Annotated in this window: 19 protein-coding genes; 3 read left to right on the top strand and 16 right to left on the bottom strand. The window is 65.3% G+C overall.

The window, feature by feature from the left end; translation table 11 throughout:
- Positions 1-8 precede the first annotated feature (8 nt).
- Positions 9-680, top strand: a complete 672-nt coding sequence (locus AB5I39_RS11040) for a glutathione S-transferase family protein (RefSeq protein WP_404366537.1) — start codon at positions 9-11, stop codon at positions 678-680.
- Between the two features lie 13 nt (positions 681-693).
- Positions 694-1,065, top strand: coding sequence for a tRNA-binding protein (locus AB5I39_RS11035; protein ID WP_404366534.1), 372 nt, complete (start codon positions 694-696; stop codon positions 1,063-1,065).
- Here AB5I39_RS11035 and AB5I39_RS11030 read toward each other — a convergent pair.
- The 13 genes from AB5I39_RS11030 to AB5I39_RS10970 form a co-directional block, all read right to left on the bottom strand.
- Positions 1,057-2,529: a hypothetical protein gene (locus AB5I39_RS11030; protein ID WP_404366531.1), complete on the bottom strand. Its 1,473-nt coding sequence runs from the start codon at positions 2,527-2,529 to the stop codon at positions 1,057-1,059. The genes AB5I39_RS11035 and AB5I39_RS11030 overlap by 9 nt on opposite strands.
- Positions 2,530-2,533: 4 nt before the next feature.
- Complete coding sequence (locus AB5I39_RS11025) at positions 2,534-3,046, bottom strand: DUF2306 domain-containing protein (RefSeq protein ID WP_404366529.1); 513 nt, start codon at positions 3,044-3,046, stop codon at positions 2,534-2,536.
- Positions 3,047-3,067: 21 nt separating this feature from the next.
- Entirely contained in the window at positions 3,068-3,496 is a 429-nt protein-coding gene (locus tag AB5I39_RS11020; RefSeq protein ID WP_404366526.1) for a hypothetical protein, read from the bottom strand.
- Positions 3,497-3,510: 14 nt separating this feature from the next.
- Positions 3,511-4,047: a demethoxyubiquinone hydroxylase family protein gene (locus tag AB5I39_RS11015; protein ID WP_404366523.1), complete on the bottom strand. Its 537-nt coding sequence runs from the start codon at positions 4,045-4,047 to the stop codon at positions 3,511-3,513.
- Positions 4,044-4,514, bottom strand: coding sequence for a disulfide bond formation protein B (locus AB5I39_RS11010; protein WP_404366520.1), 471 nt, complete (start codon positions 4,512-4,514; stop codon positions 4,044-4,046). Before AB5I39_RS11010 ends, AB5I39_RS11015 begins: the two co-directional genes overlap by 4 nt.
- Before the next feature lies 1 nt (position 4,515).
- Positions 4,516-5,853: a S41 family peptidase gene (locus AB5I39_RS11005; RefSeq protein ID WP_404366517.1), complete on the bottom strand. Its 1,338-nt coding sequence runs from the start codon at positions 5,851-5,853 to the stop codon at positions 4,516-4,518.
- Positions 5,854-5,943: 90 nt separating this feature from the next.
- Positions 5,944-7,128 (bottom strand): murein hydrolase activator EnvC family protein, encoded by a 1,185-nt coding sequence (locus AB5I39_RS11000; protein WP_404366514.1) that lies wholly within the window; start codon positions 7,126-7,128, stop codon positions 5,944-5,946.
- A gap of 3 nt (positions 7,129-7,131) precedes the next feature.
- Positions 7,132-7,554: a 23S rRNA (pseudouridine(1915)-N(3))-methyltransferase RlmH gene (locus AB5I39_RS10995; RefSeq protein ID WP_404366511.1), complete on the bottom strand. Its 423-nt coding sequence runs from the start codon at positions 7,552-7,554 to the stop codon at positions 7,132-7,134.
- A 9-nt stretch (positions 7,555-7,563) separates the two neighbouring features.
- Positions 7,564-7,968 (bottom strand): ribosome silencing factor, encoded by a 405-nt coding sequence (gene rsfS, locus AB5I39_RS10990; protein ID WP_404366508.1) that lies wholly within the window; start codon positions 7,966-7,968, stop codon positions 7,564-7,566.
- A gap of 9 nt (positions 7,969-7,977) precedes the next feature.
- Entirely contained in the window at positions 7,978-8,604 is a 627-nt protein-coding gene (locus AB5I39_RS10985; RefSeq protein ID WP_404366505.1) for a nicotinate-nucleotide adenylyltransferase, read from the bottom strand.
- Positions 8,601-8,897 carry a type II toxin-antitoxin system RelE/ParE family toxin gene (locus AB5I39_RS10980; protein ID WP_404366502.1) on the bottom strand — a complete coding sequence of 99 codons (297 nt, stop codon included), beginning with the start codon at positions 8,895-8,897 and terminating at the stop codon, positions 8,601-8,603. The genes AB5I39_RS10985 and AB5I39_RS10980 overlap by 4 nt, the downstream gene beginning before the upstream one ends.
- Entirely contained in the window at positions 8,885-9,160 is a 276-nt protein-coding gene (locus AB5I39_RS10975; RefSeq protein ID WP_404366500.1) for a CopG family transcriptional regulator, read from the bottom strand. Before AB5I39_RS10975 ends, AB5I39_RS10980 begins: the two co-directional genes overlap by 13 nt.
- A gap of 31 nt (positions 9,161-9,191) precedes the next feature.
- Positions 9,192-10,451 carry a glutamate-5-semialdehyde dehydrogenase gene (locus tag AB5I39_RS10970; protein ID WP_404366497.1) on the bottom strand — a complete coding sequence of 420 codons (1,260 nt, stop codon included), beginning with the start codon at positions 10,449-10,451 and terminating at the stop codon, positions 9,192-9,194.
- Positions 10,452-10,540: 89 nt separating this feature from the next.
- Between AB5I39_RS10970 and AB5I39_RS10965 the strand changes: the two genes are divergently transcribed.
- Positions 10,541-11,581 (top strand): DUF3667 domain-containing protein, encoded by a 1,041-nt coding sequence (locus AB5I39_RS10965; RefSeq protein ID WP_404366494.1) that lies wholly within the window; start codon positions 10,541-10,543, stop codon positions 11,579-11,581.
- A 3-nt stretch (positions 11,582-11,584) separates the two neighbouring features.
- Here the strand turns inward: AB5I39_RS10965 and AB5I39_RS10960 are convergent, their stop codons facing one another.
- The 3 genes from AB5I39_RS10960 to tilS form a co-directional block, all read right to left on the bottom strand.
- A complete protein-coding gene (locus AB5I39_RS10960) occupies positions 11,585-11,956 on the bottom strand; it encodes a hypothetical protein (RefSeq protein WP_404366492.1) in 372 nt (123 codons plus the stop codon).
- A 94-nt stretch (positions 11,957-12,050) separates the two neighbouring features.
- Positions 12,051-14,018 carry an ATP-dependent zinc metalloprotease FtsH gene (gene ftsH, locus AB5I39_RS10955; RefSeq protein WP_404366489.1) on the bottom strand — a complete coding sequence of 656 codons (1,968 nt, stop codon included), beginning with the start codon at positions 14,016-14,018 and terminating at the stop codon, positions 12,051-12,053.
- Positions 14,019-14,097: 79 nt separating this feature from the next.
- Positions 14,098-15,150, bottom strand: a complete 1,053-nt coding sequence (gene tilS, locus AB5I39_RS10950) for a tRNA lysidine(34) synthetase TilS (RefSeq protein WP_404366486.1) — start codon at positions 15,148-15,150, stop codon at positions 14,098-14,100.
- Position 15,151 lies beyond the last annotated feature (1 nt).

Here is a 15,151-nt window from a genome sequence, read left to right as displayed (position 1 = left end):
ACGGCGGCATGTGGAAACTTCATCAATTCGCGCTCTGCCCCTTTTCGCGCAAGGTTCGCTTGCTGCTCGGCGAAAAGGGCATCGGATATGAATTGGTGCGCGAATATCCGTGGGAGCAGCGCGACGAATTCCTCGACATGAATCCTGCCGGCCAGGTGCCGGTGATGACCGACGCCGCGCGCGGGCTGCGGCTGATGGATTCGATGGCGATCTGCGAATATCTGGAGGAGACGGTCGACAAGGCGGCGATGATCAACGGCACCGCCGTCTATCGCGCCGAAATCCGCCGCTTGGTCGCGTGGTTCGACACGCAATTCTTCGCCGATATCGTCGCACCGCTGCTGCATGAACGGATGGAGAAGCGGCTCGTCACCAAGGCGCCGCCCGATTCCGCCCGGCTGCGCAGCGCGATGAAGGCCGCCGTGCGCCATCTGGAATATACCGATTTCCTGCTCGACCGGCACAATTGGATGGCGGGCGCGACGATGAGTCTGGCCGACCTTGCCGCCGCTGCGCAAATCTCGGTCGCGGATTATCTGGGCGGGATCGACTGGAAGCATCACGAACAGACCGCGAAATGGTATCGCGGGTTCAAGAGCCGCCCGAGCTTCCGCCCGCTGCTGTCGGAGCGAATGGAGGGGATCGCACCGCCCAAACATTATGACGACGTGGATTTTTAAAGGGTAACGGCCGGTGCACGCGACGCATGATCCAGCCGCCGCAGCAGCCCCGGCCATCGGGTTCGACGATTTCCTGAAGGTCGATATCCGCGTCGGCACGATCGTCGAGGCGCTGCCCTTTCCCGAGGCGCGCAACCCCGCGTTCAAGCTGCTGATCGATTTCGGGCCGGTGATCGGGATCAAAAAGTCCTCGGCACAGATCACCACGCGCTATGCGATCGAGGATCTGGTCGGACGGCAAGTCGCCGCCGTCGTGAACTTCCCGCCGCGCCAGATCGGCAAGTTCATGTCGGAGGTGCTGACACTCGGCTTTCCCGATGCGGAGGGCGAAGTCGTGTTGTTCGCGCCGGACCAAGCGGTGCCCAATGGCGGGCGACTATTCTGAGCGAGGCCGCTCGGCACGCCTGACCCACCACAGCATCAGCGCGAGCATCGGCAGCGCGAGATCGAGATAGAGCGCGAAGCCCCATACCGGCTGCCACCCCCAATAGAGGTTCGGCACGGTATTGAGCCGGGCGTGCGCGAACAGGCCGACGAAATTGCGCGTCCAAACCGGCGTGACCATCGTCTCCGGCGCGAAGATGTCGGTTGCCGCAACCACCAGATTGAGGAGCATCGACGCAGCCAGCAATGCCGCCGCCGCAAGCTTCGCGCCCGTCGATCGCAACGACGCCCAGAAAGGCGCCAACCCCAGTGCCAGGAACGGAATCGCCGGCACCGAATGGCGCGGCCCGACCGATGCCCCGCCGTCCCAATAGGCATAAGACGCATTGACCGCGAGCACGATCAGGATGACCGAGAGCGCCAGCACGCCTAGGTCCTTGGTCGCGGGGTTGCGGATCATCCGCGACACGCCAAGCGCGCCAAGCACCAGCACGGGGGCCACCCAGAGCATCCCGCGCCGCGTGCCGAACAGGATCTCCCACAGGACATTGGGCTTGGGATACGTCAGGCCGAACAGCCCTTCATTCATCCCGCCGAAGCCGACGACCCCCTGATAGCCTGTCATGAACGGCGTGCCGAAGGCGAACTGGTTGTACGTGGCGAGCGGCAGCACCGCGACGATCGCCGTGCCGACCGCAATCAGGTAAAGTCGCCGCCGTACCGGCCATGCCGCCTCGCGACTGCGCCAAAGCGCCCATAGCCCGATCGCGATGCCGCCCAGCGCCGAAGGAAATTCGATCGCCACCGCCCAGCCAAGCGCGCCGCCCGCCATCAGCGGATAGCGCCAGCGCGCGATCTCACGCTCGCCAGATGTCCCGCGCCAGATCGCCCAGGTCGCGATCAGCAGCAGCGCGGCGACAGGGGCGTGGCCGAACAAGGTGGTGGACCAGCCCCACACGATCGACCCGAGCGCATAGCCAAGCGCGGCGAACAACCCTGCCGCCGGGCTGCCGGTAATGCCGGTGCCGAGATCGAGCAGCAACACCGCCGCAAAGGCGGTGAGCAGCGCCGCGCCGAACGCCACCGCCAGCATCAACCGCAACCGCATGAAATCGGCGAGCTTCGGATTGGTGATGTCGATCACCTGATCATAGGAATTGCCGCCGGTAATCCAGTTCGTAGCCCACACCACCGGTGCGGCCATCAGCGTCACGCCGGGCGCCTTGTCCATGTAATAATGCGTGCCCGATTTGCGGGTGAACTGCGCCTTGTCGATCGTCAGCGTCTGATAGCGGTCGATCGTCGCCTCGCCGCGCTCGACCAGTGACAGCGCGCCGAACAGCCGGGTGGCATTGTTCGGATTGAGCTCGAACGAGCCGAACCACACGCACGATAGCCACACCAGAGCGAACAGCAGCAAAGCGACGCCGTGCGGCCCACGCACTTTCTCGTTCTGATTCTTCATGCGATCAGGCGAACAACCACCGGCCGAGCAGGCGACCGAACGGGAAGGTGAAGAAACCGGCGATCAGCAGCGCGCCCGTCACCATCCCGCGGACATGGCGGCGATGCAGGGCGATGCGATGGGTGCGTGCGCTCCACCACAGCAGCGGTGCGGCGACGATGACATAGGCCGAGATCAGGTGGACGAAGCTGAAATGCCCCGGATTGCTGGTCTGCACGAAGAAAGAGACGAGCGCGGTCAGGAACATCGCCGCGACCCATACGCGGCCGAGCAGACGATGCGGCCGATCACCGCGTGGCCGCAACAGCATCACCGGGGTCAAGGCGAGCGCGACCAGCACCGTCAGCACATGCCCCCAGATGACCAGCGGCAACTGTCCGCCGTGCGTCAAGCCCTTGCCCAGCGCGACCAGGATCGTTGCGAGCAAGGCGGTCGCGGCGACGGCGAGGAAACGCTCATAGCCATCCGCCGCAAGCGGCTTGGCGCGAGTCCGCGTCTGTCCTGCCAGTGTCGCCATGCCGCCCCCCGCCGCGTCGGATCAGGGGACGATTGCGGCTTCGACCGCGCGCTGCTCGGCCTTGTTTTCCTGCTTCTGCTTCTTGTACGCGCGGCCCGCCTGAGCGAAGCAGCCGGTCGCACCGCCCGCCCCGACGTTCGAGCAGCTGCCGATGCCGTCCTGACCGACGCGGTCATTGGCGGCCGCCTTCGATGCCCAGCTTTCGTTTTCCGGCGTGACCTTCAGTTCGCGCAATTCCTTCGGGATGCGGAACTGTTCGCCCGGTGCGCGACGCACGCACACCACGATTTCATTGCCATTGGCATCGGTCGGGCATTTCTGATTGCCGTAAATCACCAGGGGCGGCGTCGTCACGGCTTGTGCCGTCGCCGGAGACGCGATCGTCATGCCGCCAAATGCCGCACCCAGTACCGCTGCCGCCGAAACGGCCTGTGTCGTCAGGCTTTTCATCATCCCGTCTCCCGTCAAATCCGTTTCGCCGTGGCAATCGCTACCTTGCACCCCAGGCGGATCAAGCCGCTCAAGACCGGATAGCCGAAGGTATTCTCCGCACCCGCGGCGAGCGCGGTTTCGCGATGTTCGATCTCTTCGGCCTGGAAATCGCGGATCGCCTCCGACAGTTCGGGATCGCTGTCACCCAATGCCTCAAGCTGATCGGCGTAATGTTTATCGATCTCGGTCTCGACCGCAGCGGTACAGGCCATCGCCGCCTCGGGGCCCATCGCCGCCGTCACCGCGCCGAGCGCAAAGCCCGCGACGTTCCAGATCGGCTGCAACAGCGTCGGGCGCACGCTGCGCCGCGCCATCATCGCGTCGAAAAAAGCCCGGTGGCGTTCTTCCTGATTGGCCATGCCCGCGATCGCGCGCGCCGCCGGGCTGCGATCCCCCAGCACCGCAAGCTGCCCCGCGTAAATCCGCGTGGCGCCATATTCACCGGCCTGATCGACCCGAACCATCGAATCGGTCAGCCGCTTGGCATCTCCGGGCTTCCATCCGCTCATGCGCGCTTTCCCTTCATGAGCACGAAGATGGCGATTGCGCCGCCGATCGAAAAGAGCGCGTTAAACCCAGCAAGTGAAATTCCGAACAGCCGCCACTGCGCGACGTCACAGCGCACGATCGGCGCGTTCATGATGCTGTCCAGCGTGACCGGTCCCGACATGGTCGAGGTGCATTCGGTGAAGCCCTGCCACCAATGATATTCGACGCCCGCATGGAATACGCCGATCGCCCCGCTTAGCAGGATCGCCAGTGCCGCCAGCGCGACCAGCCACCGTTGCGCAGGCCGACCCGGCACGACGAAGGCGAGCGCCCCAAGCGCGATCGCCGCCATATGCGGATAGCGCTGAAACCAGCACCACTCACACGGATAGAGATGGCCGACATATTGCGAGATCAACGCCCCGCCGAGCAGCCCCACCGGCAAACCCAGCGCGAGCAAACGCGCCGCCTGAAAGCGATCGCGCATCCTATTTCGCCGCAACCGCTTGCGCGGTGCCCGACAAGCGGCCGATCGTTTTCAGCGCGTAATTCAACTGGAAATCGTCGATCCCCTTGGCCTTCAGTTCCTCCGCGGTTGCGGCAAAGCGCGGATCGGGTTTCGAATCCTCCTCGATCGCCGCATTGTCGTTCTTGACCTCGTTGATCAGATGGCGGCGCAGATCATCCTCGCGGAAGACGGGCCGCGATTTGTAATCGGGGTCGGAGATTTGCGGTACGGCGATGTCGGGCTCGATCCCGCCTTCCTGCACCGAACGGCCCGACGGCGTATAATAACGCGACGTGGTCAGGCGCAGCGCGGCGTTCGAGCCGAGGTCGATCACCGTCTGCACCGATCCCTTGCCGAACGAGCGTTCGCCCATCACCAGCGCGCGGTGCTGATCCTGCAGCGCGCCCGCGACGATTTCCGATGCCGAGGCGGTACCGGCGTTGGTCAGCACGATGATCGGCAGGCCGTGCGCCAGATCGCCCTTCACATAGGATTCGGCGTAGAACGGCTCGATATCGGCCTTGTCGCGCCCACGCTGCGACACGATTTCGCCCGAGGACAGGAAATTGTCCGCGACCGCGATCGATTCATCCCGCAGCCCCCCGCCATTGTCGCGCAGATCGATGATGTAGCCGAGCGGATCGTGGCCGAGCTGTTTTTGAATGCCGCGGATCGCTGCCGTCACCGCTTCGCCGGTATGTTCGGAGAAAGCGTTGATGTTGATCACGCCGACGCCGTCCTTGACGCTCCACTTGACCGGCTTCTGCACGATCTTCTCACGCACCAACGCGACCTCGATCGGCTTGGGGCGGCCGGGGCGGAGCAGCGTTAGCGAGATGTGCGTGCCAGGTTCGCCGCGCATCGCGCTGATCGCCTCGTCCAGCGTCTGCCCGAAGATCAGCTTGCCGTTGATGTGGGTGATGTAATCGCCCGACTTGATCCCGGCGCGCCAGCCCGGCGAATCCTCCTGCGGCGCGATCACCTTGACCGCGCCATCCTCCATCGTGACCGTCAGGCCGAGACCGCCATAGCTGCCGAGCGTCTGGATCCGCAGGTTCTGATAATCTAGCCCGGTTTCATAGGCGCTGTGCGGATCGAGCGCGGCGAGCATCCCGTCGATCGCGCCCTTGATCAACGTCTTGTCGTCAACCTTGTCGACATATTCCGCTTTCACCCGGTTGAACACGTCGAGGAAGACCGACATCTCGCGGTAGGTGCCAGTGTCGACCGCCGCCATCGCGCTGGTCCCGACGGGGACAATCGCCAGCGCCGCGGCAATCGCGGACGCCTGGAGCAGCGAGGTGGTGAAGCGCGACATCGTCGGATACTCGTGACAGCGGGGTGTTCGGCGGACTGTAGCGGGGTTTGTCGCCGGATCAAAGCGCGCGCGGCATGAACGGCGCGTGACTCAACCGACCAGCGCGGTCAGATCGATCGCCCGGTCGCGTCGCCTGAGCTCGACAGTGACGCGCGGGCTCGCGCCGCCGCCCGCCTGGCCGATTGGCGCGCCCTGCCCGACCTTGTCGCCGATCCGCGCCGACACCACGCCAAGCCCCGAGACGAGCGAGGTCCAGCCGCCGCCATGATCGATGATGACGATGCCGCCATAGGCGCGAAACGGCCCGGCAAAGGCGATCCGCCCGGCGGCGGGCGCGACCACCTCGGCGACGGCCACTGGCGCGATCGTGATCCCGCGCGACCGCACGCCCGCGTCCGACACTTCGCCCAGCCCGGTGATGATCTTGCCCTGCACCGGCAGGCGATACGGCGGCGCGGCGTGCGACCAGGCGACGCGATCGTCCGGCGCGGCGGCCTCGCCGGGGCGCGGTGGACGCAGCAGCGGGCCCGGAAGCGATGCGAGGCTCGCGCGCACGGTCGCCTGATTGCCGATCGCGCCCATCAGATCGACGATATCCCGCGCTTGCTCGCCGAGCGCGATCGCGCGGTCCGATTCGAACAGGGCATCGCGCCCCAGCGCGCGCGAGCGAAGCCGATGTTGCGCCTCCAGCCGCGTGAGCGCGAGCCGCTGCGTCTCCAGCCGCCGCCTGCTTTCGGTCAGCGCCGCCGTCGCAACCGCAGCTTGCCGTTGCAGGACGCGGGTGCGTGCCAGATCGGCGCGGATATCGGCCGTGCGCGCGCGAATCACCGGCATCGTGTTGGCGAGCACCGCGCGCACATGCACCAGATCATCGACCGAGCCGGGCTGCACCACGCTGATGATCGCGGGACGCCGTGCGAGCGATTGCAAAGCCGCCAGCAACCGCGCGGCCGGTGCCTGCTTGGTTGCGAGCCGTGCGCGCTGTTCGGCAAGCAGGCGATCGACGATCGCAACGCGCGCCTGCCCCGCCGCGATATCCGCCTCGGCCTGTTGAATGCGCGCGGCGACGGCGGCTTCCTGTGCGCGCGCTTGCTGCGCCTGGTCGCGTTCAGCCGCGGCTTGTTGTTCGAGCTTGGCCGAACGCGCCGCGGCCGCAGCAGACTGCGCCTTCGCCTCGGCCAGGCGCGCGCGCTGATCGTCGGGAGATTGGGCGAGCGCGACGCTGGTGCACGCCGCACCGACCGCCACCGCCAGACCAAGAACCCGCCCCCGCATGGCTTACCCTTCGCGGTGATACGGGTGGTTGGCAAGGATGCTGGTGGCGCGCCACAATTGTTCGGCCAGCATCGCGCGGGCCAGCAGATGCGGCCAGGTCGCGCGCCCGAAACTCAGCAGCAGATCGGCGGTCTTGCGTTGCGCGTCATCGAACCCGTCGGCCGCGCCGATCAGGAAGCGCGCCTCGCGCACTCCCGCATCGCGCCATTTTTCCAGCGTTGTCGCGAAATCGCGCGAGGGCAGGACCTGGCCCGTTTCATCGAGCATGACGATGCGGCAGCCCGGCTCGACCGCGGGCATCTTGCCGCCGGTATCGGGCAATTCGGTCAGCTTGTACGGCCAGGACAGCCGCTTGACGTAACGCTCGACCAGTTCGGCCTCGGGCCCCCGCCCAATCCGTCCCCGCGCGACGATGTGGAGCAGCAAAACCGGCTCTTAATCGCCGCTCATCACCGGCGCGGCCGGTGGCGTCGGCGCGTCGCCGAAGGCCCACATCCGCTCGAGATTGTAGAAGCTGCGCACTTCGGGGCGGAACAGGTGGACGATCACGTCGCCGGCATCGAGCAGCACCCAATCCGCCGTCGGCAAGCCTTCGATCCGAGTCTGGCGGCCAAGCTCACCCTTAATCTTCTCGGCCAGCTTCTGCGCCATCGACGCGACTTGCCGGGTCGAGCGACCGCTCGCGATGACCATGTAATCGGCGATGCTCGATTTGCCCGCGAGCGGGATCGAAATCGTGTCGACCGCCTGATCGTCGTCGAGCGACGCTAGAATCAGCCGATGCAGCGCCTCGACCTCATCGGGGTCGGTCGCGCGATAGGCAGGAGAGGATGAGGCCAAGATGATTACCTAATTGATGTCGGGAAGGAGGGAGGAAGAATCAGCAGGCAGAAAATGCCGCTGCCAGGCCGGATCGGCAGCCCGAAGCTGTGTCGCGGAGCGCGGGTCGGGGCGGAAGCGCAACAGCACAAGTGCCGGCAATCTCCACTGCGTCCAGTTCTTCGCCTGGCTTGCGGGCCGAACCGAGCCCCGCAACCAACCCATCGCGGGAGCCGCGCGAGCCGCACGCTCATACCCCGGACGCGCGATAACCGCAATCGGAACCTCACGTGCGATGCGCCGCCACGCTTTCCACTGGTCGAACTGTGCCAGATTGTCCGATCCCATCAGCCAGATGAACTGCTTCTTGGGATAGAGTCGGCGCAATTTGGTGACGGTATCGACGGTGTAGCGCGTGCCGAGCTTGCGCTCGATCGCACTCACCCGGATCGGCGCATGGCGCGCGACGCGCACCGCCGAAGCAAAGCGCGCGGCGAACGGTGCCATGTCGCCCGCTTTCTCCTTCAGCGGATTGCCGGGCGAGACCAGCCACCACACCTCATCGAGCCCGAGCGCATCGATTGCCGCCAGGCTGATCGCCCGGTGCCCACCATGTGCCGGGTTGAACGACCCGCCGAGGATGCCGATGCGGGTCAAAGCTCTGCTTCGATTGCGCCCGACCAATCTTCCCGAGCATGTCGAATGCGCACGATTTCGATCACACCTTCGCGCAAACGGTAGAGGATCAGATAAGGAATTTTGCGCACGCTGATCACGCGAAACGGCTCATTGATCGCCCATCCCAGCCTTGGATAGTCAGACAAGCGCACGATGGCCGATTGAATTGCGCGCAGGATGCGGACAGCGGCAGCCGGATCGCGTTCAGACAGATATGCGTCGATGTCGGCCAAATCCCGGCCCGATCTTGGCGACCAGATCAGGCGCGGCATCGCGCCTCATGCTTGGCGACCATGGTGTCCAGTTCGGCCATCACGACCTCGTGCAAAATGTACTCGCCTCGGTCCAGTTCATCGATCCCGACCTGTGCGAATGCAGCGAGTTCAGCCTCGCTCTGCACGACACGGCGGATCACTCCCGCAGCGTAAGCCGCAGGACTGATCCCGAGCGATTCGGCCATGCGATCGAGCAGGGCGCCAGTCTCGGCATCGAGTTCTGCGGTGACGGACCGCGAGATGGGCGTTGGATCATTCACCGCGACAGACTAATCCCCCGCCCCACGCCCATCAACCCCGCACCTGCCCCGTGCCGTAGCCGACCCACTTATAGGTCGTCAGCCCTTCCAGCGCGACCGGGCCGCGGGCGTGGAGGCGGCCGGTCGCGATGCCGATCTCGGCGCCAAGCCCGAACTCGCCGCCATCGGCAAATTGTGTCGAGGCGTTCCACAACACGATTGCGCTGTCGACTTCGGCCAGAAAACGCGTGGCCGCCGCTTCATCCGTCGCGACGATCGCGTCGGTATGATGCGACCCATGACGCGCGATATGGTCGATCGCGCCGTCCACGCCATCGACCAGAGCCACGCTGGCGATCGCGTCGAGATATTCGGTGTCCCAGTCCGCATCGACCGCCCGTGGCAGCGTATCGGACAGGCCGGGTCCGACGCGCACCTCGCACCCTGCCGTCACAAGCCGATCGATCAAAGACATGGGATCAGGGAACGCGCGGTCGATCAACAGCGTCTCCATCGACCCGCAGACTCCGGTGCGGCGCAATTTGGCATCGATCACGATCGCTGCCGCCATCGCCGGATCAGCCGAGCCATCGACATAGACATGGTTGATCCCGTCGAGATGCGCGAGCACCGGCACGCGCGCTTCGTTCTGAACACGCGCGACCAGGCCCTTGCCACCACGCGGGACGATCAGGTCGATCGCACCAGCCCCGTTCGATCCGTCGGCCGTCAACATCGCGCCGACTGCGGCGCGATCCGTCGTCGGCACCAGCTGCGCCGCATCCGCGGGCACCCCGCAGGCGACGAGGCCCGACACCATCGCCGCATGAATCGCGCGGTTGCTCTCGATCGCTTCGGATCCGCCGCGCAGGATGACAGCGTTGCCCGCCATCACCGCGAGTGCTGCGGCATCTGCGGTCACATTCGGGCGGCTTTCATAGATGATCCCGATCACCCCGATCGGCACGCGCACACGGCGCAGCACGAGCCCGTTGGGGCGTGTCGTCTCATCAATTATCGCACCGACCGGGTCGGCCAGCCCCGCCACCGCCGCAACGCCATCGGCCATCGCCGCGACCCGCCCCGCATCGAGCCGCAGACGATCGAGCATAGCGCCCGAGAGACCCGCTTCGGTCGCGCTCGCCATGTCGGTGGCATTGGCGGCGAGGATTGCCGGTTCAGCCGCACGTAACGCATCCGCCGCGGCCCGTAGCGCGCGCGCCTTGGCATCAGTCGGCAGGGTTGCGAGCACGCGGGCCGCCGTGCGGGCGCGCGTGGTCAGATCGGCGATCAAGGTGGCAGCATCCGTCATTGCGTGCGCGTTATCATGAGCGTGGGCAGTGCCGCAAAAACTATCGCTTCTGTCACGACTGGTGATAAGCTGCCGCCATGTCGGGGGAAATGGCAGCAGTCGGCGATATCGCCACGGGGGCCTTGATCGGCCGTGCAATCGAACCGCGTGCCGGGGAGGCCGCGTCACTGCGCGGTCATCACGATCACGGCCTGTGCCTGAATTGCGGGACCACGCTGCAAGGAGAGTTCTGCCATGCCTGCGGGCAGAATGGGCATGTCCACCGCACGCTGACCTCGATCGCGCATGATCTGCTGCACGGCGTTTTCCATTTCGAAGGCAAGATCTGGCGCACCCTGCCGATGCTGTTCACCCGCCCGGGCGAGCTCACGCGGCGGTACATCGCGGGGGAGCGTGCACGCTTCGTTTCACCGCTCGCGCTGTTTCTGTTCTCCGTTTTCCTGATGTTCGCGACGATTCATACGTTCAGCGGCGAAGTCGAAGGCATCGGCTTGACGCCGAAGCAGCAATTGGTAGCGGTCGAGCGGATCGACACGCAACTTGAGTCGGCCAAAATCGAACTCGCCGCGGCCGAGGCGGCGCAGAAAGGTGGTGCGGACACCGCGCGCACGATCGAGGCGCGGAGCCAGCTCCATACGCTGACCAAAGCGCGTAACCTTGTCGCACCGACCAAGGGCAATGGCCAATTCTACACCAAATGGCCGCTGCTCGATAAGGGCATCGCGAAGGTCAATGCCAACCCAGGCCTGATGCTCTACAAGCTACAGTCGAGCGCCTATAAATATAGCTGGGCGCTGATCCCGATCTCGATCCCGCTGGTCGCTTTGCTCTTTCTGTGGCGACGGCAGTTCAAATTGTACGATCACGCGATTTTCGTGACCTACTCGCTGTCTTTCATGATGTTCCTGGTCGTGATTTTGAGCCTGTGCCTGACGATCGACGCGCCGTATTGGATTTTCGCCACGCTGCTCCTGTTGGCACCGCCCGTGCACATGTTTGCACAGCTGCGGGGAGCCTATTCGCTGCGGAAGCGCTCGGCCCTGTGGCGCACGCTCGCGCTGTTGGTACTTGCCAGCGTCGCGTTGACGGCGTTCGGGCTGCTGTTGATCGTCTTGGGCTTGATGGGCTGACGCTTACTTACACGGGAAGCGGCGGTCCATCATCGCGTAGAACGCGGACTGCACGCTGACCTTCCGCTTGGCGGGCGGGAGCGCTTCGAATTCGGCCATCACGACCTTCGAATCGATCTTGGCCTGGCCGACCGGCGGCGGACAGGCGCGCGGTTTTTTGCCCGCCAGGCGATCCGCCTCGATCTGCGCGCGGTACGCGGCCCCGGCATCCTTCACTTCGTCCCGCAGCAGCGCGAGATCGGACGAAGCCAGCGCAAACGGCCCCTTGGCCTGCAACGCCTTGGCCTTGGCGAGGAAAGTCTCGACCGTCATCGCCTGCGCCGCCATCGGCAGGAGTGCACTCGCCAGCACCAAGATTCGCAACCCGATCCGCATCATCGTCTCCCCGGAAACCCCATGCGCCGCACAGTCACGAAAAAGCCGCGCCCGATCAAGATCGGGCGCGGCCTTTTGGATCGTTATGCGGTGATCAGGCCCCGGCGGGCGCTGGGTTGCCGAACGGGCCACCGCCCTTGGGACGGCGCGTCTTGGGGATCGAGGTCCCCGCTCCCGGCACGACCGTGGTCGTCGCACCCGGATCGTCGCGGCCGATGTCACCGTCGAAGGCGAGCCGTTTGATTTCCTCGCCAGTCAGCGTCTCATATTCGAGCAGGGCATTCGCGATGCGGTGCAACTGGTCGATATGCTTGGTCAGGATTTCGCGCGCCCGCGCCAGGCCGCCGTCGACCAGCTTGCGAATCTCGCTGTCGATCAACAGCGCGGTCTCGTTCGACATGTTCTGCCGCTGCGTCTGCGAATAGCCGAGGAACGTCTCGCCCTGCTGCTCTTCATATTGCAGCGGGCCAAGCGCATCGGACATGCCCCATTGCGACACCATCGCGCGGGCGAGCTTGGTCGCCTGCTTGATGTCGCCCGACGCACCGCTCGACACCTTGTCATAGCCGAAGATCAATTCCTCGGCGACGCGGCCGCCCATGACGGTCGCCAGATCGGCGTACATCTTGTCGCGGTGATAGGAGTAATTGTCACGCTCCGGCATCGACACAACCATGCCGAGCGCACCACCGCGCGGAATGATCGTCGCCTTGTGGATCGGGTCTGACGCCGGCTCGTGAATGCGAACCAAAGCGTGGCCCGCCTCGTGATAAGCGGTCATCCGCTTTTCCTCGGGCGTCATCACCAGCGAGCGCCATTCGGTGCCCATGATGACGCGGTCCTTGGCGGTTTCGAACTGCGCCATCGCCACGAGACGCTTGCCAAGCCGCGCCGCCATCAGAGCCGCTTCGTTGACGAGGTTGGCGAGATCGGCACCCGACATGCCCGGCGTGCCGCGCGCGAGCGTGCGCGCATCGACGTCGGGCGCGAGCGGCACCTTCTTCATGTGCACTTCGAGGATCTTCACGCGGCCCTCGATATCGGGCAGCGGCACCGTCACGCGGCGGTCGAAGCGGCCCGGGCGCAGTAGAGCAGGATCGAGCACGTCGGGGCGGTTGGTCGCCGCGACGATGATGATGCCTTCCGACGCCTCGAACCCGTCCATTTCGACCAGCAACTGGTTGAGCGTCTGTTCGCGTTCGTCATTGCCATTGCCGAGACCGGCACCGCGATGCCGACCGACCGCGTCGATTTCGTCGATGAAGACGATGCACGGCGCAGACTTCTTGGCCTGTTCGAACATGTCGCGCACGCGGCTTGCGCCGACGCCGACGAACATCTCGACGAAGTCCGAACCCGAAATGGTGAAGAACGGCACGCCCGCCTCACCCGCGATTGCGCGGGCGAGCAGCGTCTTGCCGGTGCCGGGCGAGCCGACCAGCAGCGCGCCCTTGGGGATCTTGCCGCCGAGGCGCGCGAACTTTGTCGGGTCCTTGAGGAACTCCACGATTTCCTGAAGCTCCTCGCGCGCTTCGTCGATGCCGGCGACATCATCGAAGGTCACGCGGCCTTCCTTCTGCGTCAGCATCTTCGCGCGGCTCTTGCCGAAGCCCATTGCGCCCGAACCGGTGTTCTTCTGCATCTGGCGCAGCACGAAATAGCCGAGGCCGAGGAACAGGAAGAACGGCAGCGAATTGACCAGCAGCACTTGCCAGATCGGCGCGCCTTCCTCAGGCTTGGCGCTTATCATCACGCCCTTTTCGCGCAGGCGATCAGTCAGGCGTGGGTCCTGCGGGGCATAGGTGCGGAACTTGGTCGTGTCGGTGAAGGTGCCAGTGACCACTTCACCCGCGATATTGACGTCCTTGACGCCGCCCTGCTCGACCCGGTCGAGGAAGGCGGAATAGGCGATCGGCGTCGCGCCCGGGCTGCCAGTCCGGTTGTCGATCAGCGTCACGAACAGCGCCAGCGCAACGAGGATACCGACCCAGATCAGGAGCGATTTCATCCACGGGTTCGGGCCATTGTTGTCGGAGCCTGGCTGCTTGTCGTTCTCGTTCATACGGACACTGACCTTTCTCGAACCCTCAAGATAAGCACAGCGCGATTAATGGCAATGGAACGACCACGCATTTCGTCGATCAGAGTGAGCGACGCGGCGGTTCTTCGGTGAATCGCCACACATTGCCCTTCACCGTCACCATCACTCCGGCGTGCGTGGCGCTCCGGCCGGCTTCGAGCGCATCGAGCAGCGATTCGATATTGGACGAGTCGCCGAAGGTTGGCCGCGTGATGCCATTGATCGTGCGGACCCAGTCGATCGCCGAGCGGCACATCCGTCGTTTCAACTCGCGCGGCAGGTCGGCGATATCGAGCCAGCTTTGATCATCCGGATCATCGACCCCGACCGGCACGACCTTGCGCGTGCGCCACAGCCACGCTTCGATCTCACGCAGCGTTGAATCCGCCTCGGCGGCATAAGCAGCCGATCTGGCGATCTGCAACGGATCGAGCCACGGCGTATCCCGCAAGAGCGCGCGAAACCGCGTGCGGTCGTAGTGATCGTCGGCGTTGCTCGGGTCATCGACGAAGGGCACCGCTTGCGCCACCGCCAGCGCGCGGAGTTCGGCCACGCGCCAGTGCAACAGCGGCCGCACCAGATCGACGTCCCAAACATCGAAAACCAGCGCTGCACCAGCAACCGGCTTTGCCACCTCGCGCGTTTGCCGGGCACGGATGCCCGCCAGCCCCGCAACCCCAGACCCGCGCGCCGCACGCATCAGAAAGGTTTCGGCTTGGTCATCGGCATGGTGCGCGGTGGCGAGGCAGCGCGCGCCGCTCTCCACCGCCCAGCGCAGCAGCAGCGCATAGCGCCGATCTCGCGCGCGCGCCTGCACCGCGCTCGTGCCGATCTCATCCTCAACCGGCAAGATTGCGTGCGGGATCGCCGCAGCCCGACACCAGTCGGCAACCATCGCCGCTTCGTCCGCAGACGCGGCACGCAGGCGGTGATCGACCGTCGCCGCTGTCACCTGTCCCGGGAAGGCAGCGTGGGCGAGCGCGAGCATCGCCATGCTGTCCGGCCCGCCCGATACCGCCAGCGCTAGGCGATCGTCAGCCGCGACCGGTCTGCCAAGCGCGCCCGCGAAATCGGCGCGAAAGCGCTCGACCGTGGCCCGGTCGAGCCCGCTCATG

Source organism: Sphingomonas sp. MMS24-J45, from assembly GCF_044881195.1.
In the GTDB taxonomy this organism is placed as follows: Bacteria; Pseudomonadota; Alphaproteobacteria; order Sphingomonadales; family Sphingomonadaceae; genus Sphingomonas.
The sequence above is the reverse complement of the archived record's forward strand: the minus strand, read 5'-3'. Positions and strand labels throughout refer to the sequence as shown.